General features: G+C 38.2%; 17 protein-coding genes. 5 read left to right on the top strand and 12 right to left on the bottom strand.

From position 1 onward, the window contains the following. Positions 1-161 precede the first annotated feature (161 nt). The 3 genes from BLO34_RS05835 to uvrA form a co-directional block, all read right to left on the bottom strand. Complete coding sequence (locus BLO34_RS05835) at positions 162-719, bottom strand: hypothetical protein (RefSeq protein ID WP_090753403.1); 558 nt, start codon at positions 717-719, stop codon at positions 162-164. 182 nt (positions 720-901) lie between these two features. After that, positions 902-1972 (bottom strand): magnesium/cobalt transporter CorA, encoded by a 1071-nt coding sequence (gene corA, locus BLO34_RS05830; protein ID WP_090753401.1) that lies wholly within the window; start codon positions 1970-1972, stop codon positions 902-904. A gap of 18 nt (positions 1973-1990) precedes the next feature. After that, complete coding sequence (gene uvrA / locus BLO34_RS05825; RefSeq protein ID WP_090753399.1) at positions 1991-4795, bottom strand: excinuclease ABC subunit UvrA; 2805 nt, start codon at positions 4793-4795, stop codon at positions 1991-1993. Positions 4796-4996: 201 nt separating this feature from the next. Here uvrA and BLO34_RS05820 point away from each other — a divergent pair, with 201 nt between their 5' ends. Both BLO34_RS05820 and BLO34_RS14670 read left to right on the top strand, forming a co-directional pair. Further along, positions 4997-5581 carry an RNA polymerase sigma factor gene (locus BLO34_RS05820; protein WP_090753397.1) on the top strand — a complete coding sequence of 195 codons (585 nt, stop codon included), beginning with the start codon at positions 4997-4999 and terminating at the stop codon, positions 5579-5581. A 64-nt stretch (positions 5582-5645) separates the two neighbouring features. Next, the gene (locus BLO34_RS14670; RefSeq protein WP_172823957.1) at positions 5646-5792 is read left to right on the top strand and encodes a hypothetical protein; all 147 of its coding nucleotides are present in this window, start codon (positions 5646-5648) and stop codon (positions 5790-5792) included. 29 nt (positions 5793-5821) lie between these two features. Here the strand turns inward: BLO34_RS14670 and BLO34_RS05815 are convergent, their stop codons facing one another. Further along, positions 5822-6493, bottom strand: coding sequence for an endonuclease III domain-containing protein (locus tag BLO34_RS05815; protein WP_090753395.1), 672 nt, complete (start codon positions 6491-6493; stop codon positions 5822-5824). 30 nt (positions 6494-6523) lie between these two features. Between BLO34_RS05815 and bcp the strand changes: the two genes are divergently transcribed. Continuing rightward, a complete protein-coding gene (gene bcp / locus BLO34_RS05810; protein ID WP_090753393.1) occupies positions 6524-6973 on the top strand; it encodes a thioredoxin-dependent thiol peroxidase in 450 nt (149 codons plus the stop codon). Positions 6974-6976: 3 nt separating this feature from the next. Here bcp and BLO34_RS05805 read toward each other — a convergent pair whose 3' ends face one another. Beyond that, complete coding sequence (locus BLO34_RS05805) at positions 6977-8434, bottom strand: nicotinate-nucleotide adenylyltransferase (RefSeq protein ID WP_090753391.1); 1458 nt, start codon at positions 8432-8434, stop codon at positions 6977-6979. An 82-nt stretch (positions 8435-8516) separates the two neighbouring features. Between BLO34_RS05805 and BLO34_RS05800 the strand changes: the two genes are divergently transcribed. Beyond that, positions 8517-9290, top strand: a complete 774-nt coding sequence (locus tag BLO34_RS05800; RefSeq protein ID WP_090753388.1) for an MBL fold metallo-hydrolase — start codon at positions 8517-8519, stop codon at positions 9288-9290. Then, positions 9287-9790 (top strand): hypothetical protein, encoded by a 504-nt coding sequence (locus tag BLO34_RS05795; protein WP_090753386.1) that lies wholly within the window; start codon positions 9287-9289, stop codon positions 9788-9790. Before BLO34_RS05800 ends, BLO34_RS05795 begins: the two co-directional genes overlap by 4 nt. On the opposite strand, the gene BLO34_RS05790 is transcribed toward BLO34_RS05795, so the two are convergent. The 7 genes from BLO34_RS05790 to BLO34_RS05760 form a co-directional block, all read right to left on the bottom strand. After that, positions 9791-10456 (bottom strand): alpha/beta hydrolase, encoded by a 666-nt coding sequence (locus BLO34_RS05790; protein ID WP_090753384.1) that lies wholly within the window; start codon positions 10454-10456, stop codon positions 9791-9793. A gap of 1 nt (position 10457) precedes the next feature. Further along, complete coding sequence (locus BLO34_RS05785; protein ID WP_090753382.1) at positions 10458-10814, bottom strand: hypothetical protein; 357 nt, start codon at positions 10812-10814, stop codon at positions 10458-10460. Beyond that, the gene (locus BLO34_RS05780; protein ID WP_090753380.1) at positions 10807-12057 is read right to left on the bottom strand and encodes a dihydroorotase; all 1251 of its coding nucleotides are present in this window, start codon (positions 12055-12057) and stop codon (positions 10807-10809) included. The genes BLO34_RS05785 and BLO34_RS05780 overlap by 8 nt, the downstream gene beginning before the upstream one ends. After that, positions 12054-13955, bottom strand: a complete 1902-nt coding sequence (locus BLO34_RS05775) for a BatA domain-containing protein (protein WP_090753378.1) — start codon at positions 13953-13955, stop codon at positions 12054-12056. Before BLO34_RS05775 ends, BLO34_RS05780 begins: the two co-directional genes overlap by 4 nt. A gap of 41 nt (positions 13956-13996) precedes the next feature. Beyond that, positions 13997-15211 carry a GAF domain-containing sensor histidine kinase gene (locus BLO34_RS05770; protein WP_090753376.1) on the bottom strand — a complete coding sequence of 405 codons (1215 nt, stop codon included), beginning with the start codon at positions 15209-15211 and terminating at the stop codon, positions 13997-13999. Between the two features lie 70 nt (positions 15212-15281). Next, complete coding sequence (locus BLO34_RS05765; protein ID WP_090756476.1) at positions 15282-16049, bottom strand: TIGR02757 family protein; 768 nt, start codon at positions 16047-16049, stop codon at positions 15282-15284. After that, positions 16042-16710, bottom strand: a complete 669-nt coding sequence (locus tag BLO34_RS05760; RefSeq protein WP_090753374.1) for an ABC transporter ATP-binding protein — start codon at positions 16708-16710, stop codon at positions 16042-16044. The genes BLO34_RS05765 and BLO34_RS05760 overlap by 8 nt, the downstream gene beginning before the upstream one ends. Positions 16711-16728 lie beyond the last annotated feature (18 nt).

Genomic DNA, 16728 nt, shown 5'->3' with positions numbered 1-16728 from the left:
TAAATCACTTTCGCATTTGCGATAATTATAAAGTCCCGCACGAGCGGGACTTTTTTAGTTACTAGGTATAGGCTTCGTAAGCCTATACCATCATAAGGTGCGGAATTAATTCCGCACCTTATGATGGTATGTTGCTAGACTTGTGGATTGTAACAGAATATCTATTGCTTATACAATGTAGCACGTTGCATCACAGAAAGCGGATAATTCTTTACAATCGCGCTTTCTTCTTTTCCTGTCATAGAGGTATCTTGAATCCTGGAAAGCGCAATCATAAACTCCATACGATCGTCATAGAATATCTCTGTGCTATTTAAAAGATTATTAGCGACTTCATAGGTGCTATACAAAGTGTGATTTGCGTACGCACTCTCGAGAATAATACCATTGTTCTCATCTACTAAGAATAGGTTGGGGTTATGAGTTCTCTTTAAGTTATAATTACGTGGAGAACGCTCTTCTCCATAATAAATAGTGTACTTAAAATTATCAATAGAATCTGTCTTATTCATGTGAAACTCCATGGGAATGGATTGCTCTCCATTGCTTGATGTGATTTTCAAATCACCTTTATAGATACCGAGAAAATCTTCAGGAAACTTTTTTTTATCTATTGTTGCTTCCGTTTCGGATTGGGAGACTTCCTGCTGGTTTTTTTCAGAGGGCTTATTACAGCTGACGAGTACAGTAATAAGCAGTAGAGTTAGTATATTTTTCATGGCTTAAAAATACGTTGTTTGGGAAAATGAAAACCTCCTAAAACGAGGAAATCCCGAGAGTCAAAAGACATCTCGAGATTTCCCACTAACCAACCAAAAAACTTTATGAAAGAAATTTACTCTTCATAAACAACCTTCGATTAGTATATTACAATTGGCGTGCCAAACTTATTTTTCATCCTCTACAACCATTTTTTCCATTTGAAGAAACCAAGCAAAGCCACAAATAAACATCCACTCAAAATCCAGAAATATCGATAACCATGTTCCCATTTTAATTCAGGAATGTATTCGAAGTTCATTCCATAAATACCTGCAACAAAAGTTAATGGAATAAATATAGAAGATATGATGGTCAACACCTGCATGATCTGGTTCATCTTATAACTCACGCTTGATAAATACATATCTCTAAGACCAGCGTTGATTTCTCGATAGGACTCTACAGTTTCTATAATCTGTATACAGTGGTCATACGCATCCTGGAAATAACTCTTGATATGTTGATCGATCAATTCAGAATCTTCTTTTAAAAGACGACTAATCGATTCTCGTAACGGAAAAATAGCGCGTCTTAATTTGAGAAGCATACGTTTATTCTTCTGGACACGTTCCAAGGATTCTTTCTGTGGATCATCAAATATCTCATCCTCAAGTTGATCTAGGTGCTCACCTATCTGTTCTACGGCTATAAAATAATGATCAATCACTGAATCAATCAGTGCATAAAACAGATAGTCATTTTTGCTGGATCGTATACGCCCGCGACTTTCTTCAATGCGTTCTCTTATATTTTCAAAAACATCACCGGTCTTTTCCTGAAAAGTAATAACAGCATCTTTTGTCAATAATATGCTTACTTGTTCCTGATCAATGTCTTTTTCTTCAGGATTGTAACTTATCATTTTAATACACTGATAGATGCATTCTTGGTAGAACTCGGTTTTGGGACGTTGTGTAGTATTTGCAATATCTTCAAGTAGAAGATGATGCAAATGGAATTTGCTACCTACCTTCTCCAATAGATCTATTTCATGTACACCATCAATATTGAACCAGTTTACATGGTCCTCACTTAGTTTGTCCAGATAGATTCCATCCAGCTTTTTGAATTCGTTGGTATCGTATAAGATGGTCTCGCTAGTGACTTCTCCATGCCTTTCTTCACCTACATATGATATCGTTCCAGGCGGTTGAAAAACACTGCTTCTGGATTTGGGTGTGGCCTTACGGCGCAATCTAGGTCTTTTCATTCCATGAAATTTAGTGGCCTAATTTAGCTTTTCTGCAATAAATGGCGCGGTATGACTCTTCTTTACTTTAGCAACTTCTTCAGGAGTGCCTGCCGCTACTAAGTAACCGCCTTCTGCACCGCCATCGGGACCTAAGTCAATCACATAATCTGCGCATTTGATGAGATCCATATTATGCTCAATAACGATCACGCTATGACCTTTTTCAATCAGTGCATTGAAACTGTCCAGCAATTTATTGATATCGTGAAAGTGTAGTCCGGTAGTAGGCTCATCAAAAATAAATAAGGTCTTATCGCTGGTGGTACCTTTCACTAGAAAACTAGCCAATTTAATACGCTGCGCCTCACCACCAGATAGAGTAGAACTACTTTGTCCTAAAGTAACATAGCCCAAACCAACGTCCTGCAACGGCTTAATTTTTCTCGATATTTTATCTTGCGAGTGCTCATTGAAGAATTCCATTGCATCATTGATCGTTAAGTTTAGGACGTCATCAATATTCTTTCCTTCAAACTGGACCTCAAGAATTTCTTTTTTAAATCGCTTTCCATTACAGGTTTCACAAACCAGCGTTACATCTGCCATGAACTGCATTTCTATAGTTACCTCACCATCACCTTTACAGGTTTCACAACGCCCACCATCTACATTAAAAGAGAAGTGTTTCGGTTGATAGTTCCTGATTTTTGAAACTTTTTGAGAAGCAAATAAGGAGCGAATATCGTCATAAGCCTTTATGTAAGTAATGGGATTGGAACGTGAACTGCGCCCAATGGGATTTTGGTCAATGAACTCAACCGTTTTTACATTCTCGAACTTTCCAGATATATCGGTAAATTGGCCAGCTTTTGCTCCGTAGCCGCCCAACTTTTTCAGCATGGCTGGATATAGAATTTGCTTTACCAGCGTGGACTTTCCGCTACCAGAAACACCTGTGATCATAGTCAACACTCCTAATGGGAAAGTGACGTCAATGTTCTTAAGATTATTTTGACGAGCACCGGTAATATCAACGTGATATTTATAGGTTCTACGCTTTCGCGGAAGCGGAATTTCCATAGAACCATTCAAGTATTGAGCAGTCAGACTCGATGATTTCAAGATTTCTGCAAGAGTTCCTGCAGCTACGACCTCGCCGCCGTGCGTACCAGCTTCTGGGCCAATATCAATAATGCGATCTGCTGCCTGCATAATTTCTTCATCATGCTCTACAATGATCACAGTATTACCTAGATCACGCAGGTTTTTCAAAACTTTAATCAATCTCTTAGTATCTCGCGGATGCAGTCCAATACTGGGTTCATCCAGAATGTACATGCTGCCTACTAAGCTACTTCCTAATGAAGTTGCAAGATTGATCCGCTGCGATTCACCGCCAGAAAGGGTGTTTGATTTACGGTTCAATGTGAGGTAGTCTAGCCCAACATCAGATAAGAATTCCAGGCGACTGTTGATTTCCTTTAAAAGCCGTTTTGCAATGATCTGTTGCGATTCATCCAGCTGTAATTCCTGAAAGTAAGTTTTCAGATTTTTGATGGGCATTTCAACCAGATCCGTAATCGTCGTGTTGTTGATTTTTACATAATTTGCTTCAGGACGCAATCGTTTTCCTTTGCAGACTGAACATCTAGTCTTGCCACGATAACGCGATAGCATAACCCGATTTTGAATTTTATAGGCTTTGGATTCAAGCTCTGCAAAGAAATCATTGAGTCCAGAAAAATATTTGTTACCATCCCAGACAAGGTCCTTTTGCTTTGTTGTCAGTTCAAACCAGGGTCTATGAATAGGGAAATCAAATTTGCCAGCATTCTTGATTAGTTGATCCTTGTACCAACTCATGTTCTCACCACGCCATGGAAAAACCGCACTTTCATAGACTGATAAAGCAGTGTTAGGTATAACTAAGTCTTCATCAATACCTATGACGTCGCCATAACCTTCACATTTAGGGCAAGCACCATAAGGATTATTAAAGCTGAACAGATTCGGGTTAGGTTCCAGAAACTCTATACCGTCCAATTCAAATTTGTTGGTGAACTCTCGGGATTTTGATCCATCTAGATGTTCTACATAAGCAACGCCTTTTCCTTCAAAAAAAGCGGTGTCGACGGCATCTGCAAGGCGGTTGTAAAAATCTTCATCATCGCGTTTGATGATACGGTCAATAACGATGAATACTTTATCCTTGCTAGAAAAGGTGAGTTCATTCTCATCAATACGATGTACTTCACCGTTCACCTTGATACGGGTAAAACCTTGCTGTAGCAGTACGGCTAACTGCTGAGGCACATCGCGTTTTCCCTTGACGATTAATCTTGTGGTAAGTAGCATTTTAGTCCCATCTTCTTCTTTCTTGATGTAATTGATGACATCTGTGACGGTATCTTTCTTTACTTCGTTTCCAGAAATAGGAGAGTAGGTACGGCCTATACGAGCAAATAGTAGTTTGAGGTAATCATAGATTTCTGTCGTTGTACCTACTGTACTTCTAGGATTTGTTGAGTTGACCTTTTGTTCAATGGCTATCGCAGGTGCGATCCCTTTGATGTATTCAACTTTTGGCTTATTCAATCTCCCTAAAAACTGTCTCGCATAGGAGGAAAGACTCTCAACGTAACGACGTTGACCTTCTGCATAAAGTGTATCAAATGCTAGAGATGATTTACCACTACCAGAAAGCCCTGTAATGACGACCATTTCATTTCTAGGAATGACCGCATTGAGCTTTTTAAGGTTGTGTAACTCAGCACCCTTGACTAGAATATTCTTTTTGGGACTTAGGGAATCTATATTATCGAAGATGATCTTTTTTGCCATAAACACAAAGATAACAAGCGGTTCAACGATATGATGTTCTACGGAATCATTAATATGTTAAATTCCAAAGCGAAGTTTTGTTAGTTTGGAACAAATGTTGTTATCTTTAACCCGTTAACAAAATTTAAACACCGCGTATACAATAACACTACTTTAAAACAGATCGACTTCATTTTGAACAAGATCATTAGTTGTTATCGTATGAACTTCAAAGACGCAAGTGATGCCGTACTGGTAAAGCAGTACATGGAAGGCCAGGAATCTTCTCTAGAGATTCTAATCAAAAGACACCAACAAAGAATTCACGGTTTTATCTTTTCCAAAGTTTTGGATCGGGATATTACTGAAGATATTTTTCAAGATACCTTCATTAAAGTAATTCGTACCCTTAAAAGAGGAAAGTACAATGAAGAAGGAAAGTTTTTGCCCTGGGTAATGAGGATCTCTCATAATTTGGTTATCGACCACTTCCGCAGGAACAAGCGCATGCCTAAATTTCAATCACGTAACGACTTCGATATTTTTGATGTAATCAGTGATGGTGAGGATAGTATAGAATCTGCCTTGATTACAGATCAAGTACATAGTGATGTAAAGCGATTGATTGAGGAATTGCCAGACGATCAAAAAGAAGTATTGGTGATGCGTATTTATAAGGAGATGTCGTTTAAGGAAATCGCTGAAACTACAGATGTGAGTATCAACACCGCTCTAGGTAGAATGCGATATGCGCTCATCAATTTGCGCAAGGTCATTGATAAGCACAACATTGTTTTGACACAATAATTTATTCTGGAATATAATATTGACAAGTTTTGTGCGTTTTGAGTAAAATCAATAACACTATCACATGCCAAAACTTTACAATAAACCTACTCCAGAATCATTGAAAACATCAGGTCCACGACCAGAAACAATTCAAAGGATTTTATCCTTTTCAAAAGCACTTAGTGTCATAAAAGTCAATCACATGACTTTTGAAACATTAAACAACTAAATTTTGTTTTTTAGATTTGCTTGACCCGTCTAGGCTTTGCCTCGACGGGTTTTTATTTTATGGTAATCTGCTAGAACTGTTTTTCTGCCTATTGTTTTGGTGATGATGTCTTTCTCTAGATCCCAACCACGAGCAGGACTATATTGACGGCCATACCAGATGATTTGTAAATGAAGTTCGTTCCATTTTTCTTCCGGAAATAAGCGCTTGGCATCTCTTTCTGTTTGTACCACGTTCTTTCCATTAGTCAAGTTCCATCGGTACATTAATCGATGTATATGAGTATCCACAGGAAATGCTGGTATTCCAAAGGCTTGAGACAAAACTACAGCTGCTGTTTTGTGACCTACCGCAGGAAGTTCTTCCAATTCTTCGTAGGTTTTAGGAACAAGGCCATTATGCTTATCGATTAAAATATGACTCAATCCGTAAATACCTTTTGCCTTCATAGGAGATAGTCCTACAGGTTTGATGATTTCCCTTATTTCTTCTACAGAAAGTCGGATCATATCATACGGATTGTCTGCTCGTTCAAATAGTAAAGGCGTGATTTGATTCACCCTAACATCAGTACTTTGAGCACTCATTAACACAGCAATTAGTAGCGTATAAGGATCTTTGTGATCCAATGGAACAGGAATGACTGGATAAAGTTCTTCTAGCGTTTGTATTACAAAATTTACTTTTTCCTGTTTTTTCATTACTATCTTCGTGTTATTAAAAACTATACCATGACGACTCTCAAAGCTGGCTACAAAGCTCCTGATTTTTCAATTCCTAACCAAGACGGTGAAATAGTCTCGCTTTCTGACTTCAAAGGTAAAAAGTTGGTTCTATTCTTTTATCCCAAAGCTAGTACCCCAGGATGTACTGCTGAAGCTTGCAATTTAAGAGATAATGTATCTCGCTTTCGCGAAAGCGGATACGAAATATTAGGCGCCAGTGCAGATAGTCAAAAGCGCCAATCCAATTTTAAGGAAAAGTTTGAGTTACCCTACGACCTACTAGCAGATGAGAATCACGAATTGCTCAATGCATACAAAGTTTGGGGCCCGAAAAAGTTTATGGGTAAAGAATACGATGGTATTCACCGCACCACTTTTGTAATTGATGAAAATGGGGTTATTGAAGAAGTGATTTCAAAAGTCAAGACTAAAGAACATACAGATCAAATCCTGTAGTATTTAATCCACCGTTTCGGGTTCGCAGTTTTCATTGCAGCCAAAGAAGTTACCTTCATCAATCAATTCTGGAATACCTTCTGGTAACATATCTTGCCAGCCATCTTCACCAGATTCAATCATGCGCAACACCTCGCGTGAGTAGATATGACCTATTTCTGAGTCAAAGTTTTCTATGTCAATCACACGACCGTTGTACTTGAAGAATTTGTACAATTCCTTCATACGTGGATGTACCTTTAGATTCTCACTAGTCGTGAGTTCGCCAGTTTCGGCATCCTGCATAGGATATAGATATACACGCAAATCCTTGAAGAATAGTTTTCCAAAGGCTTCTAATATACCGCCGCTTAAGTGGTGATAATATTGAGTGTCAAATATGTCGATGAGATTATTGGTTCCCATTACAAGCCCAATGCGCTCTTTTGTATAATTATTTAGATATTCCACTAAGCGATAGTACTCCTTAAAGTTAGAGATCATTACCGTTTGACCTAATGAACAGAGAAGTTCTGCGCGATGCATGAAGTCTTCTTCATCAATTTCACCAGAAGCTTTTAAGTTACTAAGCGTAATTTCAAATATGGTTTCCAATCGATCCTCCTGAACCTTTCCTGATTTTACAAACATGGATCGAGCCTTGTGATACATATCCATATTTACCTTAGTTACTGGTCTAAAGCTACCTCTCAAGGCTAATACATTCTTCTTATAAAGAATTCTAGCAGCAAGAATGTTTTTACCGTCTGGGCCGAACATTACGGCCTCAGTCATTTCATTACGTAATAACTGCAGACTCATCAAACGGTTATCCACGTTTTTGAATCGAGGTCCATCAAAATTGATCATGTCAATCTCGATCTTATCCTTATCAATATGATCGTAAAGATATTTCAAGAGTTTTTTAGGCTGATCATGCTTGTAAAAAGCGCCGTAAATCAAATTGGTCCCCAAGGTTCCCAGTGTGATTTGTTGCAATCGTGCGTCACGTTCCTTGAAACGAACGTGTAGAATAATTTCGCTGTATTCCTCGCCTGGCGCAGCCTGAAATTTTATTCCTACCCAACCGTGACCTAAAAATTTCTTAGCAAAATCGATAGTAGCTACCGTATTTGCATAGGTGAAGAATAATTTGTCTGGATGTTTTTCTCTGGAAATGCGCTCTTCAATAAGATCGGTCTCGTGACGCAACATCTTGCGCAGTCTAGATTCGGTTACATAGCGACCATCATCTTGAATACCGTAAACGGCATCAGAAAAGTCCTTATCGTAGGCACTCATTGCTTTTGCAATAGTTCCCGAAGCGCCACCTGCTCTAAAGAAATGCCTTACCGTTTCCTGGCCAGCTCCTATTTCTGCAAAAGTCCCGTAGATATTACGGTTCAGATTAATTCTAAGAGCTTTGTTTTTGAGGGAAGGAACTGACTCAAAGTCGTTATCTCCTGGTAAGGTAATGGCCATGTAAACGTCTTTAGATGTTATAAACAAAGGTAACGAACGTCCTAGTAGAACAAAAAAATATCAATACTTTTAACCTAACTTAATGAAAGTAGAAATCACCATACTAGGCACAGGTACATCGCAGGGAATTCCCGTTATAGGAAGCGATCATCCAGTTTGTTTGAGTACAGATCCACGAGATAGACGATTAAGAGTAAGTGCTGCTATTGCTGTAGATGACAAGCGCTTTATTATTGACTGTGGGCCTGACTTTAGACAACAAATGCTAACAAATCATATAGACGGTTTTGACGCCTTATTGTTCACTCACGAACATGCAGATCACACAGCCGGCCTCGATGATTTACGACCCGTCTTTTTTAGACAAGGAGCCATCCAGTGTTACATGACAAATCGAGTCGAGGAATCTTTGAGAGATCGATTTAGCTACATGTTTAAGGAAGTAGATAAATATCCTGGAGTAGCAGACCTGGAAATACATCGATTTGATACCGATGAACTCATCATTGAAGGTGTCAAAATCATGCCTATAAAGGCTAGTCACGGTTTTATACCGGTCCATGGTTTCCGAATTGGAGATCTAGCCTACATGACCGATGTAAAAACTATCGAATCTAATGAAAAGGAAAAGCTCAAAAATCTTGACATTCTGGTCATCAATGCCTTGAGATATGAACCGCATAAAACTCATTTGAACATTGAGGAGGCACTCGCACTGGTTGATGAATTAAAACCTAAGCGAACATATTTTACACACATTAGCTATCATTTAGGTTTCCACAAAGAAGTAGAAAAAAGCCTACCAGAAAATGTATTTCTGGCCTATGACACCTTAAAATTAACATCACATTCATGAGACGCAATCTCTTTTTATATCTATTTATCTTTGCTTCACTAATCGCCTTGATTCTGTATGTGAACGGCAGGAATTATCAAGAATCCATTGAAAACGATGTCATCTCATTACGAGCCAAAACTGTGGAGCAGGATGCTCTACTTGACAGTATTGCAGATTCCCAACTCAATCAGCCTATTAGCTTTACCCTTGAACAGCATCAAGAAGCTAAAAATTATTTTGAAAAACTGGGATGGACCTCAGAGCGAGTACAGCAGAATGTCACGGATCAATTGCTTGATTTAAACCTGGAATCAGGAGGTAATCCATTAGTACCATTTACTGGCCAGGGTCGCGGTTTTCAGATCAATGACACCAGATTCATCAACCATAAATGGGTGTTGGTCAACTTTTCTGACAATAATCAATGGGGCGAGTTGCTGGTCACCTATACAATTCAGGACGAGGACACAATTACTTTAGAGACTACCGCTTCCGTACTCAATGATCGTTACAGGTAGTTAGAGTCTTTCTTCAAGCCATTTTTTCATGTCGTGAAAATTCTCTGGAGAGACACCATGACCCATAGGATATTGTTTGAAAAGATAGTCCACATTCAGTTTTTCCATCACTGGTTGTACCTGCATGGCCCAGTCAAATGGAATAACTTGATCCATAGTTCCATGAGAAATGAAGAAGTTTGTTTTGAGTTCGCTTTCGCGAAAGCGAGATTCCAAACCATTTATATCTTCAACAAGATCTTCATTCAAATATCCAGACATTGCAACCACATTCCTGAAAATAGTAGGGTCTGAAAGCGCCATTGCCATGGAGAGAATCGCGCCCTGTGAAAAGCCAAGAATATTGACGCTTTCCTTGTTTACATTGTAGCGATCTACAATTTCAACTATGAAGGTTTTGAGAAGCTGAATGCTTTCTCTCGCTTGATTAAGATCAGAAAACTTTCCTTTATCTGCCGTGTAGTCAATTGCATACCACGCAGCGCCATATGGCGGTAAATCGTAAGGTGCGCGAACGGAAATTATATGGATTCCTTTATCCATTTGTGGTGCAAAAGAGAATAAATCCTGCTCGTTAGAACCGTAACCATGGACTAGAATTAGTAATGGGGCATTTGCCTTATCGGCAGGTCTTGAGATATATTGAAGACTTAAATCTGTATTCATGTTATTTGATAAATGTGAACCACTTTTGGAATTGTTCGCCTACATAGGGTAGCGGAGTGGTTTGGTTTTTATAGGCATCTGCAAATCCTAAAATCGCCATGAAAATAATCAGGGAAATTAGGACAAATGCGATCCAGCCATTAGGTAAAATATTGCTAAAAGCGCTGATCAATAAAGCGATACAAGCGATCCCTAGCATCTGCCTGTGATGAAAGGTAGCAAACGGCTGATTTTTATTTAGGTTAAGTAAAATAGCTACGCCTAAAGCGGCTACAAAGACGATAAGGTGAAAATATAGAAGGATGGCACTTGCATACGCAAAAAGCGCTAGTGACTTACCTTGTGGGTCGTTATTCATTCCAGATTAGTTTTCCATTGTTATAAATTCCAAGAGCTTTTCCTTTCATTTTCATTCCTATAAAAAGACTGTTTTTAGAGGTACTCTTTAGTTGTTTTCTTTCCTGTGTATAATTTACTTCTGTTGTGAAGAAAGTAAGATTAGCAACAGCTCCAACTTCTATTTTGGGAGAATCTTTTAAAAAAACCTCGTAACCTGCGGTTAGTAGTTTTATTAAAGTTGCTTGGTCAATCTTTTGACTAAGCGCTCCATAAACACTTTCTAGACCTATCGTCCCATAATCTGCCTGATCGAATTCAACTTCCTTGGACTCTATGGCAAGAGGCGTATGATCTGAAGTGATCATATCTACTGTTCCTGATTTTATATGTTTGATCAAATTTTTATTTTCAGCTGGATCTCTCAATGGAGGCTGAACTTTGAAATTTGTGTCGTATTCAATTAGTGCCTCGCTATTTTGTAATAGATGATGAACAGATACGCTACAGGTAATCTTAAGTCCATCTTTTTTGGCTTTTTTAATAAGTTCAAGTGACGCGCCTGTAGTTATTGTGGGAATATGTAAGTCTGCTCCAGTATATCTTGCTATTTCAATGTCTCTTGAAACGCGCAGTTCTTCAGCGAATTTTGGGATTGTTTTCAGGCCTAATTGTGTGCCAGCAACATCTTCATTAACCATTCCTTTTCCGGCGATTTGAGCATCCTGAGGAAACGATTGAATGACTCCATCAAAAGGTTTGACATATTGCAAACCTACCTTTAGCAAGTTTGCATTTTCTAAAGAATTTTTGAAATCATAAAAGGATACTGCACCTGCATTGTGCATATCAAACAGTTCTGCAAGATGATCTCCTTTTTGATCTATGCTAAAATTCCCAACAGGATGTAATGTTGTTGCATGACCTGCGCTTATGGACTTTAGGTAGTTGACACCAGAGGCATCTTGTGGGTTTGGTTTGTTGTTTGGGTTGAGCATAATGTTGGTAAAACCGCTGCTTGCCGCTACATCCATTCCATTTTTCATGGTTTGACGTTCCTCAAAACCGGGCTCTCCAAAACTCACACTGCTATCAAACCAACCAACGGAGACATTTAGATCCTTATGTTCAATGACTAGATCGACATCTAGATCGATGGATGGCTCTATTCTTTCAATGATTCTGTTCTCGATAAGAATGTCCATCTTCTTATCGTGATAGTCGCCATCTGGTTGATGGATGTGAGCATTTTTTATGAGTATCATTTCAGAAATTTTAAAATCAATAATTCACAGATGAGAAAAAGCAAAGCGGCCATGATAAATATTTTCCATAGCTCAATCTTGTTATTTTCACTTTCCAACTCTTGGACAAATTCACCTACTTCACTCAATACTGTTGCACCTATTTCTTCATTTGAATAATAACTATCAAGATTTTCTGCTCGATAAGAATTGAATGAAACGGAAGCTATAGGCTGGTTCTCTAATATAACACGATAATTTCCCGCGCGATTTATCTCATTGCCTGTAGTAATTGTTGCAAATGAATTATAGGCACGTTGTTCAGGAATAATACGCTCTTCTTCCATTTGCAGTTCCAGAATTTGATCTTGTTCTAAATTCACTTGAAAGCTAATGTCATTGCGTTCAGATATCGGGTAATATAATGTGCCAGCGCTAGTATTTCTCAGGCCAATTTTATAAAACACAGGTACCACTAGTGGTGAATTCTGGAAGTTTGAATTCTCTTCGTTGAGCGGTGCGGTGAATACAAAGGTGTTGTTCAATTCAGATAGAAACGCATTGCCGTCATCGTAGGATAAAACGGGATTTCCACCGTTATTATTTGATGTAGTACTATTGACTTTTGGGTATTGAAAATTGGTAACACGTTTGCTAAAAACATTTTGCAGTATTGGATGATCAAAGTTGATTCCAGTAATTCGCTTTTCATTTGTAGTTGTGTTCAATCTGTTTAGACCGTTCAATGATTCGTATCCTGTTCCATTAATAGTCGGTATAACGATAAGAGTATTCCCAGCCGATGTAAACTTATTCAGTTCAGTAGCTAACGCACTAGTCACCGCACTTAGCTCATTAATTACTACCACTTGTTGATCCTTGATACTATTGTAATTTACATTAGTTGGCGTAGCGATAGTGTAATCAAACTCGTCAGCTGTGTAAATTCTTTTTAGAAAATCTGTCTCGGTATTATTGATATGCAATACCTTGATTTTTTCTCGAGCGTTATTAGAAATATATAGTCGATTGTCAAATTGCAAACCATCATCTTCTATCTGCAGGGATCCTTTGAAAGAATTGAGATCAGTGATTGCAAAACTGGCTTCACCTGTTTTATTGGAAACTAAAGCTGAGGTTTTTGCTAAAAGTAAATCTTCATTAAAAAAACTTACTGTTACTTGTTGCTCTTCTTCAAAATTTGAAGACAGTGATAATTGAATATTGTAATTGTTATTATCTGCAATAGAAACGAAAGCGCTATCGATACTTATATTTTTATATTCAACAGGACTAAGCTGCACGTAACGAGTATTCCATGATTCATCAGGTGTAGTGAAAGGTGTAGATCCATGCTTCTGAAAGTCTGATATCCAGAGAAACGAAAGGCTATTGTTATTTTGAGTCGCAAAAGACTTTGCTTTCAATACTACTTGATCTGGATTTAGTTGAGTAGAAGAGTAAGAAGCGCCTACTAACTCGTTTGCTACCTCTTGCTTTGTCACATTTTGAAACGACTGACTATTCGTAAATAAAGAAAACTTAAGTTGTGAAGGAAGCTTTTCAATTAGATCATTTACTGCTGTTTGATAAAGTCTACCATCAACCCCTTTTGCTTGTAGGCTGTTGGAGTTATCTAGATAGATGACCAGATTTTCATCCAGTTTCACATCGTCATCAGTTGGTAGAAATGGCTGTGCAAAAGCAAAGACAATCGCGGCAATTGCTAAAAGACGCGTTATAAGAGTTAACCATTTTTTAAGCGTGCGGCTTTTTCTGGTTTGAGTTATAAGAGGCTTTAAAAAAGCTACGTTTGTAAATGGTACTTTTTTGAATTTCCTTAGCTGGAAAAGATGAACAATAATCGGTATGGTGAGGAATAAAAGCCCGTAAAGTAGATTGGGATTTTTAAAAAGCATCGATTATCTAAGATTGCTCAAAGATAGGATGTTCCCTATGATTAGCCAACTTGTTTTGCTATGGTAAATGTGAAGGCAGTGCCCTGGTCAATTTTAGATTTACAAGTAATAACACCACCTAATTTATCTACTAGAATTTTCACTGTTGATAATCCTATTCCATGGCCGCGCTTACCACTACGATCTATTTGATTAAGTGTTGTAAATAATTTGAAAACTTCTTTTTGCTTAGTCTCGGGAATACCCATTCCATTATCTATTATAGAAATACGATAATATTTGTCAGATTCTGTTGCTATCACTTGAATTCTTATCGATTCCTCGGTATTATATTTTAAACTATTACCTATTAAATTAACTAGAATTTGTTCAACAGCAGACTCATCGCAATCCAACTCAAGATTATTTTCAGGTAGAATAAAATGGATGTATTCTTTTCTCATTCCCAGCATCTCCTCTATGTTGAGAAGCATACTGTTAATATCAAAGTGATCGTTTGTATTTAAAACAGATTGTTCACTCTCGTAGTGATTTAAAATATTATCGATGTAATCTCGCATGGAAAAAGCTGCAGACTTTATTCCTTTCAAATAATCTTCACCAGCTGCATCTAATTTACCTTTATATTTTTGCCTCATGACGTCACTTGTCATAATCATATTTGCGAGTGGCATTTTCATATCATGAGAAACGACATGAGCAAAATTTTTGAGAAGGTCATTCTTTTCTTTAAGTACAGTTTGCTTTTTTTCCAGTTCTAGTTTTTCCTTGCGCAACTGCATTTGTCTCATAATCATTTTGCTGATCATTTTGAGTGATTCTTTTTCCTCTTCACTTAGAGACCTTGGTTTGCTATCAATGACACAAACAGTTCCCAGAGGTAGATTCTCCTGGTCCATGATGGGCACACCAGCATAAAATATTACAGGATCATTACCTTTTACGTATGGATGATGTTTAAAATAAGGATCATTTCTAGCATCTTCTATGTAAAAAATTTCATCTTGACTGGCGATGGCATGAGAACAAAAGCTGAGGTTTCTAGGCGATGCAGGAAGATTAAATCCATACTGTGATTTAAACTCTACTACATCACGTTCTACAATTGAAATGAGACCTTTGGGAAGGCCCAATAATTTGCAAGCAATATCTAGTAATTGATCGAGATCCTCTGTTGGAACCTCTGGCTGCACCTTAAAAGATCTTAAATATTCTAGACGATCTTGCTCAATAGGATGCAATGGTGCATGAATCATTATTTAGGGTTTTTAGGGATCCTAAATGTACTTCTAAATTGTTAATTGTTTAACGTTTTAGTGAAATATCTTACAAATCGTCAAAAACTCCTAATCCAAAAAGGGCGTAATCATATTTTACAGGATCTAGCGGGTCTAATTTTCTAAGAGCTGTGTCTAGCTCCAATACTGCTTTTGCGTCATTCTGTTTACGCTTCAGCAACTTGAGTTTTCTTGAAATATTTCCTGTATGGACATCCAGTGGTAAGGATAGGTCACTCATCGATAACTGGTTCCAGATTCCAAAATCAACGCCATTGTTATCGCTCCTAACCATCCATCTCAAAAACATATTGATGCGTTTAGCGCTGCTATTTTTCATGGGATCGCTCACATGTTTCTGCGTTCTGTTTAGGTGCTCAATTTCAAAGAAACGTTTCTTGAACTTAGAGATTCCTTCTTGCAGATTTGATGCAGATTTGTTCGCTTTCGCGAAAGCGTTTTCCAAACCATCATCACGCAACTCAATATCCTGCAACGCTCTCATAAATGTCTTGCAGTCCTCGCTATTGAAGGTTCTGTGGACAAATCCATCAAATCGATCCAGATCCGTGGATTGGAAATTTCTGATAAAATCTGCTGGCGAATTGTCCATGAGATCCATCAACTTAGTGGCGTTATTGATGATGGATTTGCGATTGCCCCAGGATATGGTCGCGGTTAAAAAACCAGAGTAAGCGATGTCACTAGGATCTGTAAATCGATGCGGGATTTGAATAGGATCGTGAGGTATGAAATCTGGCTTATTGTAGATTTCTACCTTGTGGTCCAGAAATTCTTTAAGCTCTTTCTTATTCATACTCAACAAATCTACCATCGCTCATCGTGAGCGTGCGATCTGCAAGTGTGGCGAGCTCCTTATTGTGAGTCACGATGACAAAGGTCTGGTTAAAATTTTTGCGCAGATCTACTATGAGTTCATGAAGATTAGCGGCTGTATTGCTATCCAGGTTTCCAGTTGGTTCATCTGCAAAAATGACCTTTGGATCATTAATTAACGAACGTGCCACAGCGACGCGTTGCTGTTCGCCACCACTTAACTCGTTAGGCTTGTGGTTGATGCGGTCGCCAAGACTTAAATATTCCAAAAGCTCTTGCGCTCGTTTTTCGGCGACGGCTTTGGATTTTTTATTGATGTATGCAGGAATACATACATTCTCTAGCGCTGTAAATTCAGGCAATAATTGATGGAATTGAAAGATGAAACCAAGCGATTGATTTCTAAAATGACTCAATTGTCGGGCAGACAATTTTGTGACATCTGTGCCGTCGATCATAAGCGACGAGTTGGATACTTTATCGGGTTTTTCCAAGGTTCCCAGAATATGTAATAGAGTGGTTTTACCAGCACCAGAACTACCTATAACACTCACGATTTCTGATTCTTTGATACTTAGGTCAACACCTTTGAGTACCTGTAAATCATCAAAACTCTTGTAAATATTCTTTGCTTCAATCATTGTGGTAAAGGTACATGC

Source organism: Nonlabens sp. Hel1_33_55, assembly GCF_900101765.1.
GTDB lineage: Bacteria > Bacteroidota > Bacteroidia > Flavobacteriales > Flavobacteriaceae > Nonlabens.
This window is presented reverse-complemented; position numbering and strand designations above follow the sequence as displayed.